Genomic DNA, 24897 nt, shown 5'->3' on the forward strand with positions numbered 1-24897 from the left:
GCAGAAAGCCTCAGGCACCCGCCGCCATCATACGCTTCCCTGCGCAATTCACTGTATATTTAACCAGCCGCAATCCTTTTTCAGAAAACGTTTAGATGACCTACATTCCGGGGAAGGTCACGCTGTTGCCCGGCGCTTCGCGATGCAGATGGATAAAGTTCAAATGACGCTCGTACTGGTCAAGAATATCGGTAATGACCTGCTCTTTGCTGTAGTCCATCAGGTCGTTGCCCTGACTCCCTTCCAGCAGGAAGGTCTCCAGACGATAGTAGGTCGACTTCCCGCTGCGCGCCCGGTAGGTAAAGCCGGGAATGGAGTACTGCTGCGGCCAGATCTGATAAACAAAGTTCTGCTCGTCGCCCATATGCACCAGCAGGTCAAGATGGCCCAGGCTGTCTCCCTCTTCCGGCGGCAGGCTTTTCAGCTCGACGTAAGCGCCGCGCAGCTTCAGCTCCTGCGCCACCTCTTCCATCGCCGGGAAGCACACCGTCTCCATCATCTGGCGGGTATAGCGCGTGCCGGGATAGTTCATCAGCCGCGACAGGCGCTTCTTCCAGCTCAGGCGATCCTGCACGCCGAGCGGTCGCGGAGCGGTGTCGCGGTTGGCGCTCTCGCGGCGATAATCCTCGACCTTCAGCGACTTGTACAATCCCGCCATCACGAAGAAGATCACGAAGCTAAACGGCAGCCCCATAATCACCGTCGCGTTCTGCAGGGCGGAAATGCCGTTAGTCATCAGCATCCCGAGGGTCAGCAGGCCGATAACCACCGACCAGAAGATCCGCAGCCAGTTTGGCGCATCGCTGTTGATATCCTTCAGCTTCGAGGTGAAGTTACCCAGCACCAGCGCCCCGGAATCCGCGGAGGTCACATAGAACAGCAGGCCGGTAATCGTTGCCACCGAAGCGCTAAAGGTAAACGCCGGATACTGCGCCAGCAGGTTATAGAAGCCGCGCTCCGGGTGGGCGACCGCCTCGGCGGCGAAGGCCGCATTGCCGTGGATGATTTCATACAGCGCGCTATTGCCGAACACCGACAGCCACAGCAGGGTAAAGGTGAACGGGATAATCAGCGTTCCTACCACAAACTGACGAATGGTGCGTCCACGTGAAATACGCGCCAGGAACAGGCCGACAAACGGCGACCACGCCACCCACCACGCCCAGAAGAACAGGGTCCAGTTGTTCATCCACTCTACCGGACGATCGAAGGCGAAGCTGTTCAGGGTCATGCCCATAAAACGATTCACATAGTCGCCAACGTTGAGCACCAGCGCGTTGAGCAGAAACTCGGTGTCGCCCATAAACAGGACAAACAGGATCAGCCCGAGGGCCAGCACCACGTTAAGCTCGGAAAGAATACGAATGCCTTTATCCACCCCGGAGGTCACGGAGATGGTGGCGATAATGACCGACAGCACGATCAGCGCCGCTTTCGCGCCCAGCGAGTCCGGAATATCAAACAGCACGTTGAGGCCGTAGTTTAGCTGCACCACGCCAATCCCGAGCGTGGTGGCAATACCAAAAATGGTGCCGATAACGGCGGCGATATCCACGCTGTGGCCGATTGGGCCATTAATCTTTTTGCCGAAGATCGGATAGAGCGCGGAGCGGATGGTCAGGGGTAAATTATAACGATAGCTAAAGTATCCCAGCGCCATCCCCATCAGGGCATACATCGACCAGCCGGTCAGCCCGTAGTGAAACAGCGTCCACACCATCGCCTGGCGCGCCGCCTCCATGGTCTGCCCCGCCCCTTCCGGCGGCTGCATATACTGGGTCACCGGTTCGGCGACGGAGAAAAACATCAGGTCGATACCGATACCGGCGGCGAACAGCATTGCCGCCCAGCTGAGCACGCTAAACTCCGGCTTCGAATGTTCCGGCCCGAGCTTCACCGAACCGAAACGCGAGCAGGCGATGCACACAACAAACACGATATAGAGCGTCGCGGCGAGCAAATAGTACCAGCCAAAGGTGCGGGAAACCCAGTTCAGGGTACGGCCAATCCAGGCCGCGGAAAAATCGCTGAAGAAGAGAGTCATCAGGGAAAACAACAAAATCAGTCCGGCGGAAGTGTAAAAAACCACCGGATTGATTTTGTCCTTTTCTCTGCTCGGCGAAAGGTCTGTCATCCATTCTCCTTACTGTTTTTGCAACTATTAGAACCAAAATCGGCAACAATTAAGACACATTTTATATTGAACGTCCAATCAAAAACCGCTTTAATAGATAAACAAAGCTGATGAATGGAGTCTGAGAAATGCCCAAACTGGGGATGCAACCGATACGGCAGCGGCAGCTGATTGACGCCACCCTGGCCGCCATCAATGAAGTGGGAATGCACGATGCCACCATCGCGCAGATCGCCCGGAGGGCTGGCGTATCAACCGGCATCATCAGCCACTATTTCAAGGATAAGAACGGGCTGCTGGAAGCGACGATGCGCGATATCACCGGCCAGCTGCGCCAGGCGGTGTTGGGCCGTCTGCACGCCCTGCCCGGCGCCGGCCCGCAGGAACGCCTGCGCGCCATCGTGGCGGGAAACTTCGACGACAGCCAGATAAGCAGCGCGGCAATGAAGGCCTGGCTCGCCTTTTGGGCCAGCAGCATGCATCAGCCGATGCTCTATCGCCTGCAGCAGGTCAGCAGCCGGCGACTGCTGTCGAATATCGTCTATGAGTTTCAGCGCGCCCTGCCGCGCGAAGAGGCGCAGGAGGCCGGATACGGTCTCGCCGCGCTGATCGACGGGCTGTGGCTACGCGCGGCGCTGAGCGGTAAACCGCTGGATAAAGCCCGCGCCGAAACGCTCGCCGAGCACTTCATCAGCCAATATCTGCCACCGACTTCTCACTAATGGAGGACCCATGTCCCGAATGGCCGAACAGCAGCTTTACATCGACGGTGGTTATGTTTCCGCCACCAGCGGTAAAACCTTCGAGACGATTAACCCCGCCAGCGGGGAAGTGCTGGCGACCGTCCAGGCCGCCGGCCGCGAAGACGTCGACCGGGCGGTAAAGAGCGCCCAAAAAGGGCAAAAAATCTGGGCGGCGATGAGCGCCATGGAACGTTCGCGCATTCTGCGTAAAGCGGTCGATATTCTGCGCGATCGCAACGATGAACTGGCGCGTCTGGAGACTCTCGATACCGGCAAACCGCTGAGCGAAACCGCCGCCGTCGATATCGTCACCGGCGCCGATGTGCTGGAGTACTACGCGGGCCTGATCCCGGCGCTGGAAGGGAGCCAGATCCCGCTGCGCGACAGTGCATTCGTCTACACCCGCCGGGAACCGCTGGGCGTCGTCGCCGGGATCGGCGCCTGGAACTACCCGATCCAGATCGCCTTGTGGAAATCAGCCCCGGCGCTGGCGGCCGGTAACGCGATGATCTTTAAGCCGAGTGAAGTCACCCCGCTCACCGCCCTGAAGCTGGCGGAAATTTACCGCGAGGCGGGACTGCCGGCGGGGGTATTTAACGTGCTGCCGGGCATCGGCGCCGAAACCGGCCAGTATCTTACCGAGCACCCGGACATCGCCAAAATCTCCTTTACCGGCGGCGTCGCCAGCGGCAAAAAAGTGATGGCCAACTCCGCCGCCTCCTCGCTGAAGGAAGTCACCATGGAGCTGGGCGGTAAATCGCCGCTGATCGTCTGCGAAGACGCCAACCTCGACCTCGCCGCCGACATCGCGATGATGGCTAACTTCTATAGTTCAGGACAGGTCTGCACCAACGGCACCCGGGTATTCGTTCCGGCGCGCCTGAAGGCGGCGTTTGAAGAGAAAATCCTCGCTCGCGTGGCGCGTATCCGTCCCGGCGATCCGTTTGCTGAAAGCACCAACTTCGGGCCGCTGGTGAGCTTCCCGCACCGCGATAACGTGCTGCGCTACATCGCGATCGGCAAGCAAGAAGGCGCGCGCCTGCTCTGCGGCGGCGAGGTGCTGAAAGGCGAAGGCTTCGACCGAGGCGCGTGGGTCGCCCCGACGGTGTTTACCGACTGCGATGACCAGATGACCATCGTCCGCGAAGAGATCTTCGGCCCGGTGATGTCGATTCTGAGCTACGACGATGAGGAAGAAGCGGTTCGCCGCGCCAACGCCACCGAATACGGCCTCGCCGCCGGCGTCGTCACGCCGGATTTAAACCGCGCCCATCGCCTGATTCATCGGCTGGAGGCCGGGATCTGCTGGATCAACACCTGGGGCGAATCCCCGGCGGAGATGCCGGTCGGCGGCTACAAGCACTCCGGGATTGGCCGCGAAAACGGCGTGCAGACGCTGCACAGCTACACCCAGATAAAATCCATCCAGGTTGAGATGGGTCAGTTTCAATCCATATTTTAACCAGGAGGTCATTTTTGCAGTTTGACTACATTATTATTGGTGCCGGTTCCGCCGGCAACGTACTGGCTACACGACTGACGGAAGATCCCCAGACCACCGTCCTGCTGCTGGAAGCGGGCGGCCCGGATTACCGTTTCGACTTCCGCACCCAGATGCCCGCCGCGCTGGCCTTTCCTCTACAGGGTCGGCGCTATAACTGGGCCTACGAGACCGAGCCTGAACCGCATATGAACAATCGCCGCATGGAGTGCGGACGCGGTAAGGGCCTCGGCGGGTCCTCGTTAATCAACGGCATGTGCTATATCCGCGGCAACGCTATGGATCTCGATAACTGGGCCTCGGCGCCGGGGCTTGAGCACTGGAGCTACCTCGACTGCCTGCCCTACTACCGCAAAGCGGAAACCCGCGATATTGGCGCCAACGACTACCACGGCGGCGACGGCCCGGTCAGCGTCACCACGCCAAAGCAGGGCAACAATCCGCTGTTCCACGCGATGATTGAAGCCGGCGTACAGGCCGGCTACCCGCGCACCGACGATCTTAACGGCTACCAGCAGGAAGGGTTTGGCCCCATGGATCGTACCGTGACGCCGCAGGGACGCCGCGCCAGTACCGCGCGCGGTTATCTCGACCAGGCGCGCGCGCGACCCAATCTGACCATTCGCACCCATGCGCTGACCGATCGCATTATTTTTGCCGGCAAACGCGCCGTCGGCGTCGAGTGGCTGGAGGGCGACAGCACGGCGCCGTCAAACGCCACCGCCAGTAAAGAAGTGCTGCTCTGCGCGGGCGCCATCGCTTCGCCGCAAATCCTGCAGCGCTCCGGCGTCGGCAGCCCGGAACTGTTGCGCCAGTTCGATATTCCGCTGGTTCACGCCCTGCCCGGCGTCGGCGAGAACCTGCAGGATCATCTGGAGATGTATCTGCAGTACGAATGTAAAGAGCCGGTGTCGCTCTACCCGGCGCTGCAGTGGTGGAACCAGCCGAAAATCGGCGCCGAATGGCTGTTCGGCGGGACCGGCATCGGCGCCAGCAACCAGTTTGAAGCGGGCGGATTTATTCGCAGCCGGGAAGCCTTTGCGTGGCCGAATATTCAGTACCACTTCCTGCCGGTCGCGATTAACTACAACGGCTCAAACGCGGTGAAAGAGCACGGATTCCAGTGCCACGTCGGCTCCATGCGCTCCCCAAGCCGCGGCCACGTGCGTCTGAAGTCGCGCGACCCGCACGAACATCCGGCGATTCTGTTTAACTATATGTCCAGCGAACAGGACTGGCAGGAGTTCCGCGACGCGATTCGCATTACCCGCGAAATCATGCATCAGCCGGCGCTGGATAACTATCGCGGCCGGGAGATCAGTCCGGGGGCGGAGTGCCAGAGCGATGCCGAGCTGGATGAGTTTGTGCGCAATCATGCGGAAACCGCCTTCCATCCGTGCGGCACCTGTAAAATGGGCTACGACGAGATGGCGGTGGTGGATGGCGAAGGTCGGGTTCACGGGCTGGAGGGCCTGCGCGTGGTCGACGCCTCGATTATGCCGCAGATTATTACCGGCAACCTTAACGCGACCACCATCATGATTGGCGAAAAAATGGCTGACGCCATTCGCGGCCGTCAGCCGCTGCCGAAGAGCACCGCGGCGTATTACGTGGCGAACGGCGCGCCGGTTCGCCGGTAAGAGTAAGCCCCCGCCCCTCTCCCTGCGGGAGAGGGTTAGGGTGAGGAAAAACTAGCGAAAATCTTCCAGCCGCTTTAGCTGCCGTCCATCAGCATCAAAGTTCTCCGGCGCCAGCCACGCCCGCAGCGCCGCGTCGCGCGCGGGCCATTCGCTATCGATAATCGACAGCATATCGCTATCGCGGGTGCGTCCTTTGCGCACCATCCTCTGACGAAGACGCCCCTCCCAGGTAAACCCCAGCCGGTCGGCGGCGCGGCGGGAGGCGAGATTCATCGAATCGCACTTCCACTCCAGCCGACGATAGCCGTGAGCAAAACCATTTTGCAGCAGCAGCCACACCGCCTCGGTCCCGAGCGGCGTATTTTTCATCGCCCGCGACCAGGTGACGTGCCCTATCTCCACCGTGCCCATCGCCCGCTCAATCGCCATATAGCTGACCAGCCCGACGGCTCGCTCGGCGCGCAAATCGATAACCGCATACGGCACCAGCCCGTCGTCCATAACCTTACCGGTGATCCAGTTCGCCGTTGACTCCACGCTCTGTGGACAGTTGCTGGCAAGCCAGGTCCAGTCGCTGTCGTCGCCGAGGGCATAGGCGGCAAACAGATCCGCCGCATGCCGCTCGGTATCCAGCGGCTCCAGCCGGCAAAAGCGGCCATTTAACGCCGTGCGGCGCAGAAGTCCCGCGCCCTGCCACCCTGGCACGCGATCGTTGACCTGCTGACCAAATTCATTAATTTCCGGCACGCTTATATCTCCCGTAGTGTTATCAAATTGTTATATCAAGAAAGGCGAATGGCCGGAAGATGCCCGGTACGATCGATCGTCATAACCCCTTGGTCTTGCTTATGCTTTTTAAGCATAAACTTAGCCGATCTTTGACTTTACGCCCGTAATTAAGCGGCCTAACGTAGCGAAACATCAATAATCACAATAACTTTTTTCAGGGATCGCATATGACTAAAAAACTGCTGCCGCTGCTGGTGCTCGCCGCGTTATCCGCCGCCGTTGACGCCGCCACGCCGCCGGGGACCCTGGTGGTCGCGCAGGGCCTCGACGATATCGTCAGCCTCGACCCGGCGGAAGCCAACGAGCTCTCGAGCATCCAGACGGTACCGAGCCTTTATCAGCGCCTGGTGCAGCCGGACCGCGATAACCCTGAAAAAATCACCCCGATCCTGGCCGAAAGCTGGCAGGCCGATCCGGCGGCGAAAACCCTGACCATTAAGCTAAAGCCCGACGCCAAATTCGCCTCCGGTAACCCGCTGCGCCCGGAAGATGTCATTTACTCGTACACCCGCGCGGTCATCCTGAACAAATCGCCGGCGTTTATTCTTAACGTCCTCGGCTGGCAGCCGGATAACATCGCCAGCCAGCTGAAGAAGCTAGACGACCATACCCTGGAGCTACGCTGGACCGCCGACGTCAGCCCGGCGGTGGCGCTGAATATTCTCTCCACGCCGATCGCCTCTATCGTCGATGAGAAACAGGTCGCCCCGAACGCCAAAGATAACGACTTCGGTAACGGCTGGCTGAAAATGCACTCGGCGGGCAGCGGCGCGTATAAAATGCGGGTCTATCAGCCGCATCAGGCCATCGTGCTGGAGGCCAACAGCAGCGCACCCGGCGGCGCGCCGAAGCTGAAAAGCATCATTATTAAGAACGTTCCGGACCCGGCCTCACGTCGTCTTCTCATCCAGCAGGGTGATGCCGACGTGGCGCGCGATCTCGGCGCCGACCAGATTGCGGCTCTACAGGGTAAACCGGGCGTCAAGGTCCTCAGCATCCCTTCCGCTGAGCAGAACTATCTGGTCTTTAATACCGGCAACAGCGCCAACCCGCTGCTGAAAAACCCGGCCTTCTGGGAAGCGGCGCGCTGGCTGGTAGATTACAACGGCATCACGAAAGATTTGCTGAAGGGGCAATATTTCGTCCATCAGAGCTTCCTGCCGGTCGGCCTGCCGGGCGCGCTGGACAATAACCCGTTTACATTCAACCCGCAAAAAGCCCAAGACATCCTCGCTAAAGCGGGCATCAAAGAGGCGCATTTCACCCTCGACGTCGAAAACAAGCCGCCGTTTATCACCATCGCCCAGTCGATGCAGGCGAGCTTCGCCCAGGGCGGCGTGAAGGTGGATTTGCTGCCGGCCGCGGGTAGCCAGGTCTATGCTCGCGTGCGCGCCAAACAGCATCAGGCGGCGATTCGGCTGTGGATCCCTGACTATTTCGATGCCCACTCTAACGCCAGCGCCTTTGCGTACAACGACGGTAAATCCAGTACCGTCGCCGGGCTAAACGGCTGGCAGATCCCGGAGCTGAATAAAGCGACCCTGGCGGCAGTTGCCGAGCCGGACGCAGCGAAGCGCCTGGATCTGTATAAAAACATGCAGGAGGCGCTGCAGCGCAGTTCGCCTTACGTGTTTATCGATCAGGGTAAAACCCAGATTGTGGTTCGCGATAACGTGAAAGGTTATCAGCAGGGTCTCAATGCCGATATGGTCTGGTATGACCGGGTAACCAAATAACGCCTGGGGCAGGTACGATCAGGTAGCCCGGACAGGCGCAACGCGCCGCCTCCGGGAACGCAGGCCCCGATACCTTATGTTTTCCCGGTGGCGCTGCGCTGACCGGGCTACAACAACAGATCGCGCCAGCTGATAACACTGTACTTTTTACCAACGGAATAACCATGTCTGCTGTGTTACCCCCCCGAGCAGAGCGGCGCGCAAAACGCCCCCTGCTCGCGCTGTTTCAGGGACTGCTGACGCTGGCCCTGACGCTGCTCGGTCTGCTGCTGGTGACCTTTGCGCTCTCGGCGCTGTCGCCGGTTGATCGGGTGCTGCAAATCGTCGGCGACCACGCCAGTCAGTCCACCTATGATCAGGTACGTCACCAGCTCGGCCTCGACCAGCCGTTGCCGCTGCAGTTCTGGCGCTATCTGGTGAATCTCGCCCACGGCGATCTCGGTATCGCCAGCTCAACCGGCCAGCCGGTGCTGCACGACCTGCTTGCCGCGTTCCCGGCCACCCTCGAACTGGCCACGCTGGCGCTGATTATCGGCGCGCTGTCGGGCGTTATCGCAGGCGTTCTCTGCGCCCGCTACGTCGGCTCGCCGTGGGATCTGGCGATGCGCACCTTTACGCTGCTCGGCAACTCGGTGCCGATCTTCTGGCTCGGTCTGCTGATGCTGGCGCTGTTTTACGCCAAACTGCAGTGGACGCCGGGGCCGGGGCGGCTGGACGATATCTATCAGTATACCGTCGAACCGCGCACCGGCTTTGCGCTCATTGATACCTGGCTCTCGGGTGATAAAGAGGCGGTTAAAAACGCCGCCGGGCACCTGCTGCTGCCGGTGCTGCTGTTGGCCTATTATTCTCTGGCGAGCATCACTCGCCTGACCCGTTCCGCCTGCCTGAGCGAAATGAACAAAGAGTACATCCTGCTGGCGCGCGCCAAAGGGGCCAGCGAGCTGACCATCCTGCTGCGCCACGTGTTGCCGAACATTCGCGGCACGCTATTAACGGTGATCGCCCTGGCCTATACCGCCATGCTGGAAGGCGCGGTGCTGACCGAAACCGTCTTCTCCTGGCCGGGAATTGGCCGCTATCTGACTACCGCGCTCTTTGCCGGCGATACCACGGCTATCATGGGCGGTACGCTGCTGATCGGCGCGAGCTTTGTGCTGATTAATCACCTCACCGACCTGCTGGTGCGGCTGACCGACCCGAGGATACGCTGATGCCGGGCTATCTGTTTTTACGCCGCCTGCGCCGCTCTCACGCCGCCTTTTGCGGCCTGATCATCATTACGTTACTCCTGCTGATTGCGCTCTTTGCGCCCTGGCTGGCTCCGCTCGACCCGAACTGGCAGGACGCCGCCGCGCGGCTGCAGGGTCCGGGCCCGCGGCACTGGCTCGGCACCGACAGCTACGGCCGCGATCTTCTCTCAAGGCTGATTTTCGGCGCCCGTCCGGCGCTGGGGCTGGTCGCGCTGGTGACGGCGATTACGCTCCCCGCCGGTCTGCTGGTGGGGATCCTGTCCGGCTATTATGGCGGCTGGCTGGAACGCGTGCTGATGCGTTTTACCGACGTGGTAATGTCGATGCCGCGGCTGATTCTGGCCTTCGCGTTTGTCGCGATGCTCGGCCCGGGCCTGGTGAACGGCGCCCTGGCGCTGGCGCTGACGACCTGGCCCGCTTACGCCCGTCAGGCGCGCAGCGAAATTCAGCGCTTGCGCCATAGCGACTATCTGGCGGCGGCGGAGATGATGGGCATTCGCGGCTGGCGTCTGCTGATTGGCCATATTCTGCCGCTCTGCCTGCCCTCGGCCATCGTCCGGCTGGCGCTGGATCTAGCCGGGATTATTCTCGCCGCTGCCGGTCTCGGCTTCCTTGGCCTCGGCGCCCGCCCGCCAATGGCGGAATGGGGCGCGATGATCGCCGACGGCATGCAGGTCATTTTCGACCAGTGGTGGATCGCCGCCGCCCCTGGCGCCGTTATCCTGATCGCCAGCCTGGCGTTTAACCTGCTGGGCGATGGCCTGCGCGACGTTCTGGAGCCGCAACATGACTGATACTCGCCTGATCGTTCAGGGACTGACCATCGACTATCCCACCGCCAGAGTGGTGGACCATTTAAGCTTCACGCTCGGCAACGAGCGGCTGGCGCTGGTCGGCGAATCCGGCTCCGGTAAATCCATGACCGCCCGCGCCCTGATGGGGCTGGTACGCCGGCCCGGCGTCGTCAGCGCCGAGGCGCTCAACGTGCTGGGGCGCGACGCATTAACCCTTCGCGACCGCGGCTGGCGCGAGCTACGCGGCAACGATATAGCGATGGTGCTGCAGGACCCGCGCTACGCGCTCAATCCGGTAAAAAGCATTCAGGCGCAGTTGGAAGAGGCATTAACTCTGCATCAGCGCCTTAGCCGCCGCGCGCGGCTGGAGGCGGTCAAAGCCGCCGTTGCCGCCGTCGGTCTGGATTTACCGGTGCTCAACCGTTATCCAGGCGAACTCTCCGGCGGGATGGGCCAGCGGGTGATGATTGCCCTTGCGCTGCTCAATAATCCGCAGGTGCTGATCGCCGATGAGCCCACTTCAGCCCTCGATGCCCGGCTGCGCAATCAGATCCTCGAACTGCTGGTAGAGCAGTGCGAACAGCGGCGGATGGCGATGCTGTTGATTAGCCACGACCTGCCGCTGGTGGCCGAGCACTGCCAGCGGGTGCTGGTCCTGTATCAAGGGGAAAAGGTCGATGAGATGGCGGCGCGAGATCTGCCGACGGCGACGCATCCCTACACCCGTACGCTCTGGACCTGTCGCCCGGCCGCGCAAACTTACGGTCAGATGCTGCCGACCCTCGACCGAACCCTGAACTTGACGGAGGCGGCGCATGGCGGTCGTTAATCTCAAGGATTTACAGGTTATTTTTGGCGAAAAAACCGCGGTGTCCGCCGCCAGCTTTGCCGTTGACGCGGGAGAAACGTTCAGCCTGATCGGCGCATCCGGCTGCGGAAAATCAACGATTCTGCGGGTATTAGCCGGGCTGCAGCGGGACTGGCGCGGCCGCGTTGAACTGTTTGATAAGGCCATTACGCCGGGCCTGCGTTTTCAGGGCGAGCTGCGGCGCAACGTACAGATGGTGTTTCAGGACCCGTACGCTTCGCTGCATCCCAATCATACGCTATGGCGCACGCTGGCGGAGCCGCTGAAAATTCACGCTATCGGCGAGATCGAACATCGGGTGTCCACCGCCCTGCAAGAGGTGGGGCTGCCTGCCGACGCCGCGCGCCGCTATCCGCACCAGCTTTCCGGCGGCCAGCGCCAGCGGGTGGCGATTGCTCGCGCGCTGCTGCTGCGGCCAAAGATTCTGCTGCTGGATGAGCCAACGTCGGCGCTGGATATGTCGGTGCAGGCGGAAATACTGAATCTGCTCAATCGGCTAAAGCAGGAGCACGGAATGACCTATCTGCTGGTCAGCCACGATGCCGATGTGATTGCCCATATGTCGGACCGGGCGGCGTTTATGGCGGAAGGCGTGATTCAGCGCTTCTTTGACCGCGAAGCGCTGGTGAACGGCGAACATCGGATAGGCTGAAAACCCGCCCCCGCTCGCGCTACGCTTAGCGGGGCTACGGGTTCGCCGCCATCTGCGAGAAGGTCGCCCGGGTAAGGCATTTACGCCGCGACCCGGGAAATCATCCCCTTATTTCGCCAGGCTCGCGAAGCGGGCGAATACCGCATCAAAAATCGCCAGCCCTTTTGCCACCTGTTCGGCGCTGATGGTGCACGGCGGCACCACGTGAATGCGGTTCTCCACCACAAACGCCAGCAGGCCGGCTTCGGTTAACGCGCCTTTAATGGCCGCCATATCGGCAGCGGTCAGCGGAGTTTTCCGCTCGCGGCTGCTGACCAGCTCCAGCGCCTGGAACAGACCGCGGCCGCGCACGTTGCCGATAATCGCGTGCTTCTCCGCCAGCGCTTCCAGCCCCGGACGCAGCACTTCGTTGCCGATGGTCGCCGCGTTCTCCACCACCTTCTCTTCCTTCATCGCGTCAATGGTGGCGACAATCGCCGCCATCGCCAGCGGATGGCCGGAATAGGTCAGCCCCCCGGCAAAGAAATGGTCATCAAAGTAGCGGGCGATTGGCTCGCTAATCAGCACGCCGCCGGCCGGGACGTAGCCGGCGTTAACCCCTTTGGCGAAAGTCACCAGATCCGGCACCACGCCATCCTGCTCGAAGGCGAACCAGCTCCCGGTACGACCAAAACCGGCCATCACTTCATCGAGGATCAGCACAATGCCAAACTCGTCGGCCAGCGCCCGCACGCCCTGCATATAGCCCTCCGGCGGGACAAGAATCCCGGCGGTGCCCGGAATCGACTCCAGCAGAATCGCGGCTATCGCGTTCGGGCCTTCGCACTCAATCATCCGCCGCAGATGGGCCAGCGCGCGCTGGCACTCCTCCTCTTCCGTCGTGGCGTTAAATTCGCTGCGGTAGAGATAGGGATTAAAGAAGTGCACGTGACCGCGTGAATACTCATTCGGCACGCGGCGCCAGTCGCCGGTGGCGGCAATCGCGCTGCCGGTATTGCCGTGATAGGAGCGATAGGCGGAGAGCACTTTATCGCGCCCGGTATAGAGCCGCGCCATACGGATGGCGTTCTCGTTAGCGTCGGCGCCGGCGTTGGTGAAGAACACTTTGCTAAAGCCTTCCGGCGCCAGCTCGACAATCCGCTTCGCCGCTTCGCCGCGGGCGAGGTTGGCTGTGGCGGGCGCGATGGTCACCAGCTCTTCCAGCTGGGCTTTCATCGCCGCCAGCACGCGAGGATGCTGATAGCCAATGTTGACGTTGACCAGCTGGCTGCTGAAATCCAGGTAAGTATTGCCTTCGTAATCCCACAGCTCGCAGCCTTTTGCCCCGGCGATCACCAGCGGATGTAAATTGCCCTGCATCGACCATGAATGAAACACATAAGCGCGATCCAGCTGCCGAACTTCATCATTGCTTATCGCTACCTCGTTCTGTAGTGCCAGCTTCATACCCTGCCCTCTCTCATGTCGTTGTTGTTGGCCTCATCATTGGCCGTGCGGGGGAGAAACGGATAGAGCCAGTCAGGCGAAAATGATGTGACACCGTGTCACATCGCCGCGCGCCGACTGGCCCTGTGCCCGCACGCGCGCGGTTTTTATAGTGGGAGCGACAACCTGCACAGGAGAATGAAATGGCAACGAGCAAAGTGGTGTTTATTACCGGGGCGACCTCGGGATTTGGGGAAGCAGCGGCGCAGGTCTTCGCCGATGCGGGCTGGTCGCTGGTGCTGAGCGGACGCCGCTTTGAGCGGCTGAAGACGCTACAGGATAAGCTCGCCTCGCAGGTGCCGGTGCACATTATCGAACTCGACGTACGCGATAGCGATGCGGTGGCCGCGGCCGTGGCGGCGCTGCCCGCGGGCTTCGCCGATATCACGACGCTGATTAACAACGCCGGGCTGGCGCTGTCGCCGCAGCCCGCGCAGAAAGTGGATCTGGACGACTGGAAAACGATGATCGACACCAACGTCACCGGGCTGGTCAACGTGACCCACGCGCTGCTGCCGACGCTGATTAACCACGGCGCGGGGGCGAGCATCATCAATATTGGCTCTATCGCCGGGCAGTGGCCCTATCCCGGCAGCCACGTCTACGGCGCCAGTAAGGCTTTCGTGAAGCAGTTCAGCTATAACCTGCGCTGCGATCTGCTCGGGACCGGGGTGCGCGTGACCGATCTCGCACCGGGCATTGCCGAAACGGAATTTACCCTGGTGCGCACCAAAGGCGACCAGGCGGCGTCGGACAACCTGTATCGCGGTACCACGCCGCTGAGCGCGCGGGATATTGCCGAACAGATGTTCTACATCGCCACGCTGCCGGACCATATGAATATCAACCGGGTCGAGGTGATGCCGGTGCGTCAGGCCTGGCAGCCGTTCGCCATCGATCGGGATTAAGGTTTGGTAGAGCGGAGAGGCGCGTAAGCGCCGCCTCCGGGAGAGTTTCATGCAGCTACGGATATGTCTCTGAAACAACGTGTTATGCAGCGATGCCCTGGCCCCCGCTGAAATCGGCGAACCGGAGGACCGAAGACAAGGGCTGGCCGCCAGGGATGGCGGACAGAGGCGAATCGAGACAGTGATGTCGAGTTGAGCCGACCTCGGGCTGAGGACCGGGAGGTGAGCGCAGTGCGCAGCACCGATTTCTTTGCGGGACCGCGGGGATTGTAAAGGGGGAGACGGTTTTCTCCCCCTTTACCCGTTCACCTACCACGGTGAGACATTTTCTGCGAAATAGCGGTGAACGGAACCCCTACCACACCGTCCCGGGGGCGGCGCTTGAAGCGCCTGTCAGGGCTACCCAATCTGCCTCCCTCCAACACCGAGCCCGGAAATCCCGGGTCGCGGCGTAAACGCCTTACCCGGGCTACTCCCCTGCATATCACGTTGTTTCAGAGGCATATCGTAGCTGCACGAACACCGTCCCGGAGGCGGCGCTTATCGCGCCTGTCCGGGCTACTCCCCGCTGACGGCTGGAAACCCGTAGCCCCGGTAAGCGCAGCGCGACCGGGGAGAACGGCCGCTGATGCTTACCGACTGCTCTGCAAAAACTGCCTGACGCGCTCGGAATCCGGGTTGGTGAAAAACTTCTCCGGCGGCGCTTTCTCAATCAACAACCCCTTCTCTAGAAACACCACCTCATCCGAGACCTGGCGCGCAAAATCCATCTCGTGGGTCACCACCACCATCGTGTAGCCCTCGGCGGCCAGCGCCTTCATTACCCCCAGCACCTCGTTGACCAGCTCGGGGTCCAGCGCCGACGTCGGCTCATCAAACAGAATCACCTCCGGCGACATCGCCAGCGAACGGGCAATCGCCACCCGCTGCTTCTGTCCGCCGGAGAGCGTAATCGGGTAAACGTCGGCTTTATGCGCCATCCCCACTTTCTCCAGCTGCTGCATGGCGATAGCTTTCGCTTCATCACGCTTCATCCCCTTCACGTGCAGCAGCGCTTCGCTGACGTTCTGCTGCACCGTCAGGTGCGGCCACAGGTTAAAGCTCTGAAACACCATGCCAACCCGCTCGCGGATTTTCGACAGCTGGCGATGGGACATCGCGCGGCCATTATGCTCATCAATCCCCAGCCGCTGGCCGCTGATGCGGATCTCGCCGCGATCCGGCTGTTCCAGCCAGTTCATGCAGCGCAGCAGCGTCGATTTACCCGACCCCGACGAGCCGAGAATGCTCACCACGGTCCCCTTTTCTACCGTCAGGTTGATATCACGCAGAACTTCCACGTTATCAAACTGTTTAGAGACGTTTTTGACGCTTACAGCAGTAGTATCAGACATGACTCATTCCTCTTCTGACTCCCCAGGCGCTCAGGCGTTTAATCAGCAGCTCCACCAGGATGCTGATCGCCCAGTAGAGCCCAATCGCGACGATAAAAGCGTTAAACGGGATAAAATAGGTGGCCTGCACGCTGTTAGCCGCGGCGGTTATCTCCTGGACGGTGATAATGCTGAGGAAAGCGGTATCTTTCAGGCAGATAATCAGCTGGTTCCCCATCAGCGGGAGCGCGGAAGAGAGAATATTGGGCAGAATAATGCGGCGGAATATTTTGTAGCGCGAAAACCCCTGCGCGACCGCCGCCTCGATATAGCCACCGGAAAATACCCGCCGCTGGCTGCGCAAAATCTCAAAGAAATAGGCGCCGTGGTAGATAATTAAGGCAATTAAGCCGGCGGTCCAGGGCTCCATACTAATACCCACTTGCGGCAGCCCGTAATAGAGCAAATAGGCGAGGATCAAAAAGGGAATCGCCCGCATTAAGCTGACAAAGGCAATAATAAGCCGGTTAAGGGTTTTCTTTTGATATTCGCTTAAATAGCACAGGACAACGCCGATAATTAATCCGGCAATTGCCGCGGTAATAAAAAGTTCAAGGGTGGCGAGTAAACCGGCAATAAAGCTGTCGCGCACCGACCAGATAACGGCCCACTGATTCATAGCACCTCCCGTATTTATCGTGCCAGACGCTTCGCTTTACGCTCGGCCATTCCCTGCAGTTTCAGCAGCAGGCCAATAATCACCACGTACAGCAGACCCGCCGCCAGAATCGGCGAAAGCGGTTCATAGGTGACCGAAGAAATCCGGTTGGTGACGCGCGTCAAATCCACCACGCCAATCACCGCAATGGCCGGACTGCCCTTAATCAGGAACGACATCTCGTTAACCAGCGCGGGCAGGCTTTCAATCCACATCTGCGGCAGCATGATGTAGCGGAAGTAGGCCCAGCGGCGCATCCCGACCGACTCCGCCGCTTCCCGCTGTTCGCGGGGAAAAGTGCGAAAGGCGTTGCGCCATATTTCGGCGTTAAAGGCCGAGGTATTGAGCGTCAGCGCCACTATCGCTGCGACGTTTTTGTCGAGGTTAATCCCGACGGTCGGCAGAGAAAGAAACAGGAACAGCACCAGCGTGACCAGCGGCGTCGCGCGGGCGAGGCTGATATAGACCACCAGCAGCTGATCGATAACCGGAATGCGCAGCATGCGCACCAGCGCAATCAGCAGGCCAATCACCACCCCAAAGGCAATGGCGATGGCCGAAATCCAGAGGGTCGTCCATGCGCCTTCAATCAGTAACTGCCAGGAAATTGCATCCATGAAGCCCTCCTTCACTCAACGGGCGGCGGTTACCCGCCGCAGAACGCATTACAGACCGGCCAATTTATGGAACTGTTCCGGGCTGGTGATTGGCACGTTCGGAAGATCGTCATAGGTTTCGCCAAACCACTTTTTCTGGAGTTCCGCGAGCTTGCCGGTCTCCTTCATGTGGTTCATAAACTTGGTCATATAGGCCAGCAGCTGCGGCGAGTTTTTCGGGATCGGCCAGGCCATATAGCCCGGGCCGGATACCGCCAGACCTTTGGCGAACACCTTCGGCTTGGCCTTCGCCAGGTCGTTGACCGAGATAACCACGTTAATCACGTAGTCCAGGCGTTTGTTGGCAAGATCGGCGTAGGCTTCCGGGTAGGAGGGATACTCCACCACCGGCCCCAGCTTACCGCCGGTTTTCTCCAGCATCGCTTTCAGTTCCGGCAGCCTTGCCAGCAGCGCGCTGCCCGCCTGCACGCCCACCTTTTTCCCGCTCAGTTCGGCAATGGTGTTCAATGAATTATCGCCCGCGCGTTTGACAAAATAGTGCTGCGCTGACGCCCACGGCGGCGTGAAATCAAAGACCTTGAGACGATCGTCGGTAATTACCGCGCCGGTTAAGGCCATATCGTATTGCCCGGTAGAAACCGCCGCCAGTAATCCGGTCCACGGCAAAATGCTCTGGTCGACGTTGAATTTCGCGTATTTGCGTAATTCATCGAGCATATCTTTGTTGAAGCCATCCGCCTGGCCGTTATTCATAAAGTTAAAAGGCGCGTAATCATCTTCGGTTGCGACTTTCAGGGTGCCGGATTTTTCTATTTCCGGAAGATCCGCGGCGGCTGCGTGATAAGAAAAGGCCATCGCCATGATGGCGCCCAGACAAATTGAACCTAATGATTTTTTCATTAATTCACCCCTAATTAATTCGCCAGACGTGTTCACTCCAGAACATGAAAAGGTTTTGCAAAATATGTGCCGACGGAAGTTCCGGTCCGCGACTGATGAATACGTTTTTACTGTAGGGAGCGTTTTAAATTTCCGGATAGAGCCAGATTCACCGCGCGGATGTGTCAGTCATTCTCAGGGTGGTATGGAATTTGCTCCAGTGCCTGTACTGTGCGTTTGAGTAAGGAGCCTGGCATGATCCGACACCTGTTACACGTTGATTTCGACCCGCGCCGCGGTTTGCAGGAGCAGGTGCGCGAGACGCTGATTAACGCCATTCTGGGCGGCATTTTTTCCGCCGACACGCCGCTCCCCTCCTGCCGCCAGCTGGCCAGCCAGCTGCGGGTCTCGCGCAACACCACGGCGCTGGTTTTTGAAGGGCTGGTTAACGAGGGATACCTCGTGAGTCGCCCGCGCAGCGGTTATTACCTGCATCCGGATTACCAGCACGCCAGCCCCTCTTCGGCGCCGGAAGCTGCACCGCAGGACGAGGGTTCTGCACCACGCTGGGGCACGCGGCTGCAAATCACCCCCAGCCAGCAGGAGTCGATTCTGAAGCCGGCCGGCTGGATGAACTACCGCTATCCGTTTATCTACGGCCAGCCGGATACCCGCCAGTTCCCGCTGGCGACCTGGCGCTCGGCGGCAAACTGGCTGCACGGCGGGGTTCGCGACCCGGAGTGGGTGGTGGATCACATCGATCGCGACGTGCCGATGCTGATTGAGCAGATCCGCACCCGGGTACTGCCTAAACGCGGCATTGTCGCCTCGCCGGACGAGATTCTGATTACCCTCGGTTCGCAAAACGCGCTGTACCTGCTGACGCGCCTGCTGATGTCATCCAGCACGCGCGTTGGCGTGGAGAATCCCTGCTTTCGCGAGGCCATTAACACCTTTCTGCTTGCCGATACCGATATCGTGCCGCATCCGGTGGATGAACAGGGGATCGTCCTCAACGACGCCCCCTGCGATTACTACTACGTCACTCCCGGACACCAGGTGCCAACCGGGGTGGCGATGAGCAAAGCGCGGCGCGATCAGCTGCTGGAGCATGCCGCTCGCCATGATGCGGTGATTATTGAGGACGATTACGACTCTGAAAGTAACTTTATGCTCAACCCGCTGCCGGCGCTGAAGGCCAGCGATCGCTGCGGAAGAGTGATCTACGTGAGCAGCCTGTCAAAAGCGCTATCGCCGGGCCTGCGGCTGGGCTTTATGGTCGCTGACCCGGATCTGATTGACGAAGCCCGGGCGCTGCGGCGGCTGGTGTATCGTCATCCGCCGACCAATATTCAGTATCAGATGGCCCATTTCCTCGCCCAGGGCCACTATGAAACCCACCTGCGGCGCTACCATTACGACTCTGCCCAGCGCTGGGACCGTCTCAACAACGCGCTACAGCAGCATCTGCCGGAGTGCCGCATCATCCCCGGCAGCGAACACGCCAACGCGTTCTGGCTGGCCACGCCGGAGCAAATCAACACCCAGCAGCTGACCTGGCGCGCCGCCCACGCCGGGGTGCTGATTGAGCCCGGCGCGCGGCATTTTCTCAGCGACGCGCCGCCGGCTAACTTCTTCCGGATGGGGTTCCACGCCATTCACCCTGACGCCATCGAACAGGGCGTGGAGGTACTGCGCGGCCAGCTGGCGCAGATGGGCTGAACGCAGGGCCCCCAGCCTTAACGCGGCGGCCTCACGATGATAGCGACAAATAAGGATGAACGGCGGAAACAATAAGACCGACGGCAAAACACACAAACACGATGCCACCGGTTTTATTCAGCTTAACAAAGGCATTCCCGGACGACATTTTCGTTTTTACGCTGTGTGCGAAAAGGCCGTAGAGTGAATGAATGACAACCACCAGAATACAGAAGGTTATCGACAGCACGCTGAACTGCGGAATAAAGGGCTGCTGCGGATGAATAAACTGGGGAAACAGCGCCATAAAAAACACAATGGGTTTGGGATTAAACAACGACACCAGTACTCCCTGACGAAACCGCTGGCTGGCGGAAGGCATCGTTGAATCGGCAGAAGAGAGAGGTTGATTCAGCGCGCGGGGCACCGAGCGAAAGAGCTTTACGCCCAGATAGATCAGATAGGCCGCCCCAACCCCCTTGACTATCAACAGCGTCAGCTGAGAAGTGGTAATCATCACGCCAACGCTGCTGGCAGCAATAATCGATATGACGCCCATCCCCACCGCCACGCCGATAATCCCCGCCATTGCATTACGCAGATTATAATTCAGGGTGTTGGTCAGCGTCAGAAGCACTCCTGGCCCGGGGCTGGCAATGGTCAGGCTGGCAATCAGTATATAAAGGTAGAGCTGCTGCATTGAAAAAGGATCCTGTACAGAACAGGGCGCGGCTCCGCCCCTGAAATGATTAACAACGTCGTATCTTCAGGACGTGCGCTCGCTCAGCGTCAACAGCACAACCGTACTTGATGTGTTTTGTACACTACCGTAACAATTTTATATTGTCATCAAATTTAAAATTAACCCTATAAATCATAATAATAAAAAACAAACATTTATTTTAAGACTATTAACCCGCTATTTACCCCATAAAACGTTACTAATAAGTCACCCTATCGCTCGCCGCCGAAACGCTAGCGATATTGCTCATACTCCACGGCTTCGCGAACCTGGACTAGCGCCGCGCGCAGGCTATCGAAGGGAACGGAGCCGAGGGCGATGCGGATCGCCTGCGGAACGTTCGCTGTAACGCAAAAAGGCTCGGCGGTCGACACGGAAATATGGCGCTCCATCAGCGTTTTCGCCAGCCGATCGGCCCGACTCTCCTCGCCCAGAGGCAGCCAGACAAAATACGAATCCGGATGGCTGACGAAGGGAAGCGCGCCGAGAACCTCGCGGGCAACCCCCTGCCGCCGCCGCGCATCCTGGCGTTTCTGCGCTTCAAAACGCGCCACCGTGCCATCTTCAATCCAGGCGCAGATCAGCGAACTCACCAGCGAAGGGGTGTTCCACGTGGTGGCCCGTATAGCGCGCTCAATCTCCGGCCGATAGCGGGACGGGCAGACAACCGTCCCCACGCGCAGTCCGGTGGCGACGTTTTTCGAAAAACCGGTGATATAAACCGTGCTTTCCGGCGCATAGCTGGCCACCGGCGGCGGCGGATGGCAGGTGATTAGCTGGGCGCTGATTATGGCGCTGCCTTTTATGCTGGTGGCCTCGTGGATGACCCGGCCAGCGTCATGGGGCGCTATATCGCCTTCCGCCTGGATCGCGCTCGGCTATGTGTCGCTCTTTAGCATGCTTATCGGCTTTATTTTCTGGTACAAAGGGCTCGCCGCTGGCGGTATCGCCGCTGTCGGCCAGCTCCAGCTATTACAGCAGTTCTTCGGGCTTGGCCTGGCGGCGGCGCTTTTGCACGAAACCGTCAGCCCATTGATGCTGGCCGTGACGCTGGGCGTGATTTTGTGCGTTATCGGTTCGCGCAAATTTGGCAGCTAGCCTGTATTGCCCTTGTAGCCCGGAAATCCCGGGTCGCGGCGTAAACGCCTTACCCGGGCTACCGCCCCGCAGACGGCTGGAAACCCGTAGCCCCGGTAAGCGCAGCGCGACCGGGGAGAACGGCCTGATGCTGACCGTAACCCTGGGCGTGATTCTATGCGTTATCGGTTCGCGCAAATTTGGCAGCTAGCCTGTATTGTCCTTGTAGCCCGGAAATCCCGGGTCGCGGCGTAAACGCCTTACCCGGGCCACTCCCCGCTGACGGCTGGAAACCCGTAGCCCTGGTAGCCCGGACAGGCGCGTCAAGCGCCGCCTCCGGGAGAGTTTCATACAGCAGCGGGGATATCTCTGAAACAACGTGTTATGCAGCGATGCCCTGGCCCCCGCTGAAATCGGCGAACCGGAGGACCGAAGACAAGGGCTGGCCGCCAGGGATGGCGGCCAGAGGCGAATCGAGACATTGATGTCGAGTTGAGCCGACCGCAGGCTGAGGTCCGGGAGGTGAGCGCAGTGCGCAGCACCGATTTCTTTGCGGGACCGCGGGGATTGTAAAGGGGGAGACGGTTTTCTCCCCCTTTACCCGTTCACCTACCACGGTGAGACATTTTCTGCGGGATAATAGTGAACGGAACCCCTCAACACCGTCCCGGAGGCGGCGCTTGACGCGCCTGTCCGGGCTACCCAATCTGCCACCCTCCAACACCGAGCCCGAAAATCCCGGGTCGCGGCGTAAACGCCTTACCCGGGCTACTGCCCCGCAGGCGGCTGGAAACCCGTAGCCCCGGTAAGCGCAGCGCGACCGGGGAGAGCGGCCGTTTATACCACCCGCGCGTACTGCAGCATCACCTGCAGCAGCACGTTCGCGCCGGCCTCAACGTGCTCCGGCGACGCATACTCAATTTCGTTGTGGCTGATCCCGTCCCTGCAGGGGATAAAAATCATCCCGGTTGGCGCCAGGTAGCTCATATACACCGCGTCGTGCCCGGCGCCGGAGACAATCTCCCGCGCCGGATAGCCCAGCCGCTGCGCGGCGTCGGCGATCGCCGCCTGGCAATCCGGGTGGAACGGCGCCGCTGGATAGTGGCTCACCTCTTTCAGCGCCACCTTCAGGCCGCTCTCCCGCTCAACCCCGGCGATAAACGCCCGCAGCTGGCGGTCCATCTCATCCACCAGCGCATCGCTGAGATTACGCATATCAATCGAAAAAGTGACCTCTCCCGGCACCACGTTGCGGCTGTTCGGATAGACCTGCACCCACCCTACCGTACCGCGCCCTTCCTCGCTGCGCCCGGCGATCGCCACGACCTCCTGCATAATGCGGGTCGCCACCTGCAGCGCATCCTGACGCAGGCGCATCGGCGTCGGTCCGGCGTGGGACTCCTGGCCAGTCACCACGCAGTCATACCAGCGGATCCCCAGCACGCCCTGCACGATACCGATAATTTTCGCTTCATCTTCCAGAATCGGCCCCTGTTCAATATGCGCTTCAAAGTAGGCGCCAATCGGATGATCGCCCGGCGTCTGGCTGCCGATATAGCCGATGCGCGCCAGCTCCTCGCCCACGGTTTTACCGTCCGCATCCTGCGCGGCATAGACAGTTTCCAGCGGGAATACTCCGGCAAACACCCCGGAGCCCATCATCACCGGCACAAAGCGCGAGCCCTCTTCGTTGGTCCAGAACACCACTTCAATTGGCGCTTCGGTTTCGATATGCCGATCGTTCAGGGTGCGCACCACCTCCAGCGCCGCCAGCACGCCGTAGTTGCCATCAAATTTGCCGCCGGTGGGCTGGGTATCAATATGGCTGCCGGAGACAATCGGCGGCAGCGCCGGATTACGCCCTTCCCGGCGCATAAAGACGTTGCCGATTTTATCGACGGTGACGCGCATCCCCGCCGCCTGCGCCCAGCTAATCACCAAATCCCGCCCCTGGCGATCGAGATCGGTGAGCGTCAGACGACAGCAGCCGCCCTTCGGCGTGGCGCCGATTTCCGCCAGCGCCATCAGCGACTCCCACAGACGCTCGCCGTTAACCCGGCAGTCGGTGGTTTCGGTCATCGGGGTAAAAAGGACATCACTGCTCATTTCGGTCTCCTTGCATAAACGCGGCGGCCAGCTCGACCAGCAGACGATCGCTGCCGCGCGGGCCTAAAAATGACATCCCCAGCGGCAGACCGCCCGTCTGGGCGACCGGCAGCGTCACCTGCGGACGTTGGGTCATCACGGAAATTAACAGCAGGTCGTGAGACAGGCGCCGGACCGCTTCTATCTCTTCGGCCTGCGCCGTCAGAAGCGGCGCGCCATCGGGAACGGTCGGCATCACCAGGACCGCATCGCCCAGCTGCGCGTCCCACCAGGCGGTAAAACGCTCACGCAGCTGGCAGGCGGCGTCAAACTGCGCGCGGGTGACCGCTTTGCCCCAGAAAAAGCGCTCGCGGACGTCCGGGCCTAGCTGCAGACCATAGCGCTCAATGGTTTCGCCCTGCGCCTGCCACGCTTCGTAGCCCTGAATCTGGCGGAAGGCGAGATAAATATCGTCCGCGTCGGGCAGCGGCGCATCGAGCGGCGCTAACGGGCCGAAAAAGCGCGCCAGCCGTTGGCGGACCGGCAGCAGCGCCTGCTGGCTGCACAGCGGCAGGCGGGAAAACAGCCCATCGTGGCAGGCCAGCCGCACGCCGTCGAAATCCGCGCGTTCATCGTCGAACAGACAAGCGGCGACGGCGGAAAAGACCTCCGGCGAGCGGGCAAAGAAGCCGCAGGTGTCCATGGTGGCGCACAGCGGCTGGCAGCCGTCGAGGGAGAGACGGCCGTGGGTTGGACGCAGGCCAAACAGTCCGCAGTAGCTCGCCGGCGTGCGTACCGAACCGCCGGTATCGCTGCCGAGGGCAAAGTCGCACGCCGCGTTCGATACCGCCGACGCCGAGCCGGACGACGATCCGCCGGGTATATGATTCGGCGCGGCGCCGTTGCGCGGGGTTCCGTAATGCACGTTGTGCCCGCTCATCGAATACGCCAGCTCGCTGGTATGGGTTTTGCCGATAAAGCGCGCGCCGTTATCTAACAGCTTTTGCACCACCGGCGCGGTGCGGTTTTTAATCCCGGACAGCGCCAGCAGGTGCGGATTGCCCCCGCCGGTTGGGTAGCCCGCCACGTCGAACAGATCTTTGACCGCAAAGGTTAAGCCGCTCAGCGTCCCGCTGAGCGCATGCGCCACCGGATGCGGCGGATAGGGCATAAAGGCGCGAATGTCGTCCTGCATGATGGTT

At 60.4% G+C, this 24897-nt stretch carries 20 protein-coding genes and 2 pseudogenes; 11 read left to right on the forward strand and 11 right to left on the reverse strand.

Annotated features, from left to right (window positions below; translation table 11 throughout):
- Positions 1-100 precede the first annotated feature (100 nt).
- Entirely contained in the window at positions 101-2134 is a 2034-nt protein-coding gene (gene betT, locus ABLU96_RS00105; RefSeq protein WP_025107047.1) for a choline BCCT transporter BetT, read from the reverse strand.
- A 128-nt stretch (positions 2135-2262) separates the two neighbouring features.
- On the opposite strand from betT, the gene betI reads away from it, so the two are divergent.
- From betI to betA, 3 genes are read left to right on the forward strand one after another with little or no spacing between them, the layout of a single operon-like run.
- A complete protein-coding gene (gene betI, locus ABLU96_RS00110) occupies positions 2263-2856 on the forward strand; it encodes a transcriptional regulator BetI (protein WP_032693526.1) in 594 nt (197 codons plus the stop codon).
- Positions 2857-2866: 10 nt separating this feature from the next.
- Complete coding sequence (betB, locus tag ABLU96_RS00115) at positions 2867-4339, forward strand: betaine-aldehyde dehydrogenase (RefSeq protein WP_064406580.1); 1473 nt, start codon at positions 2867-2869, stop codon at positions 4337-4339.
- Between the two features lie 14 nt (positions 4340-4353).
- On the forward strand, positions 4354-6018 hold the full coding sequence (gene betA, locus ABLU96_RS00120; protein WP_014837759.1) for a choline dehydrogenase: 1665 nt from the start codon (positions 4354-4356) through the stop codon (positions 6016-6018).
- Positions 6019-6069: 51 nt separating this feature from the next.
- Here betA and ABLU96_RS00125 read toward each other — a convergent pair whose 3' ends face one another.
- Positions 6070-6765: a GNAT family protein gene (locus ABLU96_RS00125; RefSeq protein ID WP_049084278.1), complete on the reverse strand. Its 696-nt coding sequence runs from the start codon at positions 6763-6765 to the stop codon at positions 6070-6072.
- A 209-nt stretch (positions 6766-6974) separates the two neighbouring features.
- On the opposite strand from ABLU96_RS00125, the gene ABLU96_RS00130 reads away from it, so the two are divergent.
- The 5 genes from ABLU96_RS00130 to ABLU96_RS00150 all read left to right on the forward strand — a co-directional run bounded on the left by ABLU96_RS00130 (position 6975) and on the right by ABLU96_RS00150 (position 12110).
- Positions 6975-8543 carry an ABC transporter substrate-binding protein gene (locus ABLU96_RS00130; protein WP_064406579.1) on the forward strand — a complete coding sequence of 523 codons (1569 nt, stop codon included), beginning with the start codon at positions 6975-6977 and terminating at the stop codon, positions 8541-8543.
- A 164-nt stretch (positions 8544-8707) separates the two neighbouring features.
- Positions 8708-9757: an ABC transporter permease gene (locus ABLU96_RS00135; protein ID WP_048263530.1), complete on the forward strand. Its 1050-nt coding sequence runs from the start codon at positions 8708-8710 to the stop codon at positions 9755-9757.
- Positions 9757-10590, forward strand: a complete 834-nt coding sequence (locus ABLU96_RS00140; RefSeq protein ID WP_064406577.1) for an ABC transporter permease — start codon at positions 9757-9759, stop codon at positions 10588-10590. The genes ABLU96_RS00135 and ABLU96_RS00140 overlap by 1 nt, the downstream gene beginning before the upstream one ends.
- On the forward strand, positions 10583-11419 hold the full coding sequence (locus ABLU96_RS00145) for an ABC transporter ATP-binding protein (RefSeq protein WP_046876883.1): 837 nt from the start codon (positions 10583-10585) through the stop codon (positions 11417-11419). The genes ABLU96_RS00140 and ABLU96_RS00145 overlap by 8 nt, the downstream gene beginning before the upstream one ends.
- A complete protein-coding gene (locus ABLU96_RS00150; protein ID WP_025107055.1) occupies positions 11406-12110 on the forward strand; it encodes an ABC transporter ATP-binding protein in 705 nt (234 codons plus the stop codon). Before ABLU96_RS00145 ends, ABLU96_RS00150 begins: the two co-directional genes overlap by 14 nt.
- 108 nt (positions 12111-12218) lie before the next feature.
- Here ABLU96_RS00150 and ABLU96_RS00155 read toward each other — a convergent pair whose 3' ends face one another.
- A complete protein-coding gene (locus ABLU96_RS00155; protein ID WP_038424195.1) occupies positions 12219-13556 on the reverse strand; it encodes an aspartate aminotransferase family protein in 1338 nt (445 codons plus the stop codon).
- A 182-nt stretch (positions 13557-13738) separates the two neighbouring features.
- On the opposite strand from ABLU96_RS00155, the gene ABLU96_RS00160 reads away from it, so the two are divergent.
- On the forward strand, positions 13739-14503 hold the full coding sequence (locus ABLU96_RS00160) for an SDR family NAD(P)-dependent oxidoreductase (protein ID WP_032748618.1): 765 nt from the start codon (positions 13739-13741) through the stop codon (positions 14501-14503).
- Between the two features lie 632 nt (positions 14504-15135).
- On the opposite strand, the gene ABLU96_RS00165 is transcribed toward ABLU96_RS00160, so the two are convergent.
- Genes ABLU96_RS00165 through ABLU96_RS00180 form a run of 4 tightly spaced genes read right to left on the reverse strand, consistent with a single transcriptional unit; the run spans position 15136 to position 18111 of the window.
- Entirely contained in the window at positions 15136-15897 is a 762-nt protein-coding gene (locus ABLU96_RS00165) for an amino acid ABC transporter ATP-binding protein (protein ID WP_014228328.1), read from the reverse strand.
- Positions 15890-16555, reverse strand: coding sequence for an amino acid ABC transporter permease (locus ABLU96_RS00170; protein WP_025107058.1), 666 nt, complete (start codon positions 16553-16555; stop codon positions 15890-15892). Before ABLU96_RS00170 ends, ABLU96_RS00165 begins: the two co-directional genes overlap by 8 nt.
- Before the next feature lie 14 nt (positions 16556-16569).
- Positions 16570-17211: an amino acid ABC transporter permease gene (locus tag ABLU96_RS00175; RefSeq protein WP_004100025.1), complete on the reverse strand. Its 642-nt coding sequence runs from the start codon at positions 17209-17211 to the stop codon at positions 16570-16572.
- Positions 17212-17259: 48 nt separating this feature from the next.
- Complete coding sequence (locus ABLU96_RS00180) at positions 17260-18111, reverse strand: transporter substrate-binding domain-containing protein (protein ID WP_004848610.1); 852 nt, start codon at positions 18109-18111, stop codon at positions 17260-17262.
- Positions 18112-18345: 234 nt separating this feature from the next.
- On the opposite strand from ABLU96_RS00180, the gene ABLU96_RS00185 reads away from it, so the two are divergent.
- Complete coding sequence (locus ABLU96_RS00185; RefSeq protein WP_014228326.1) at positions 18346-19812, forward strand: PLP-dependent aminotransferase family protein; 1467 nt, start codon at positions 18346-18348, stop codon at positions 19810-19812.
- 31 nt (positions 19813-19843) lie between these two features.
- Here the strand turns inward: ABLU96_RS00185 and ABLU96_RS00190 are convergent, their stop codons facing one another.
- Together ABLU96_RS00190 and ABLU96_RS00195 are read right to left on the reverse strand one after the other, a co-directional pair.
- Positions 19844-20491, reverse strand: coding sequence for a LysE family translocator (locus ABLU96_RS00190; protein ID WP_025107060.1), 648 nt, complete (start codon positions 20489-20491; stop codon positions 19844-19846).
- A 275-nt stretch (positions 20492-20766) separates the two neighbouring features.
- A pseudogene (locus ABLU96_RS00195) lies at positions 20767-21339 on the reverse strand (aminotransferase class I/II-fold pyridoxal phosphate-dependent enzyme); the annotation flags it as partial.
- Between ABLU96_RS00195 and ABLU96_RS00200 the strand changes: the two are divergent.
- Positions 21290-21631: pseudogene (locus ABLU96_RS00200) on the forward strand (DMT family transporter); the annotation flags it as partial. The pseudogenes ABLU96_RS00195 and ABLU96_RS00200 sit on opposite strands and share 50 nt — an antisense overlap.
- A gap of 816 nt (positions 21632-22447) precedes the next feature.
- Here ABLU96_RS00200 and ABLU96_RS00205 read toward each other — a convergent pair.
- The gene (locus tag ABLU96_RS00205) at positions 22448-23716 is read right to left on the reverse strand and encodes a Zn-dependent hydrolase (RefSeq protein ID WP_064405522.1); all 1269 of its coding nucleotides are present in this window, start codon (positions 23714-23716) and stop codon (positions 22448-22450) included.
- Positions 23706-24890, reverse strand: coding sequence for an amidase (locus ABLU96_RS00210; RefSeq protein ID WP_064405521.1), 1185 nt, complete (start codon positions 24888-24890; stop codon positions 23706-23708). Before ABLU96_RS00210 ends, ABLU96_RS00205 begins: the two co-directional genes overlap by 11 nt.
- Positions 24891-24897 lie beyond the last annotated feature (7 nt).

Origin of the sequence: Klebsiella sp. CN_Kp106 (genome assembly GCF_040064575.1) — a bacterium.
Lineage (GTDB): Bacteria > Pseudomonadota > Gammaproteobacteria > Enterobacterales > Enterobacteriaceae > Klebsiella > Klebsiella michiganensis.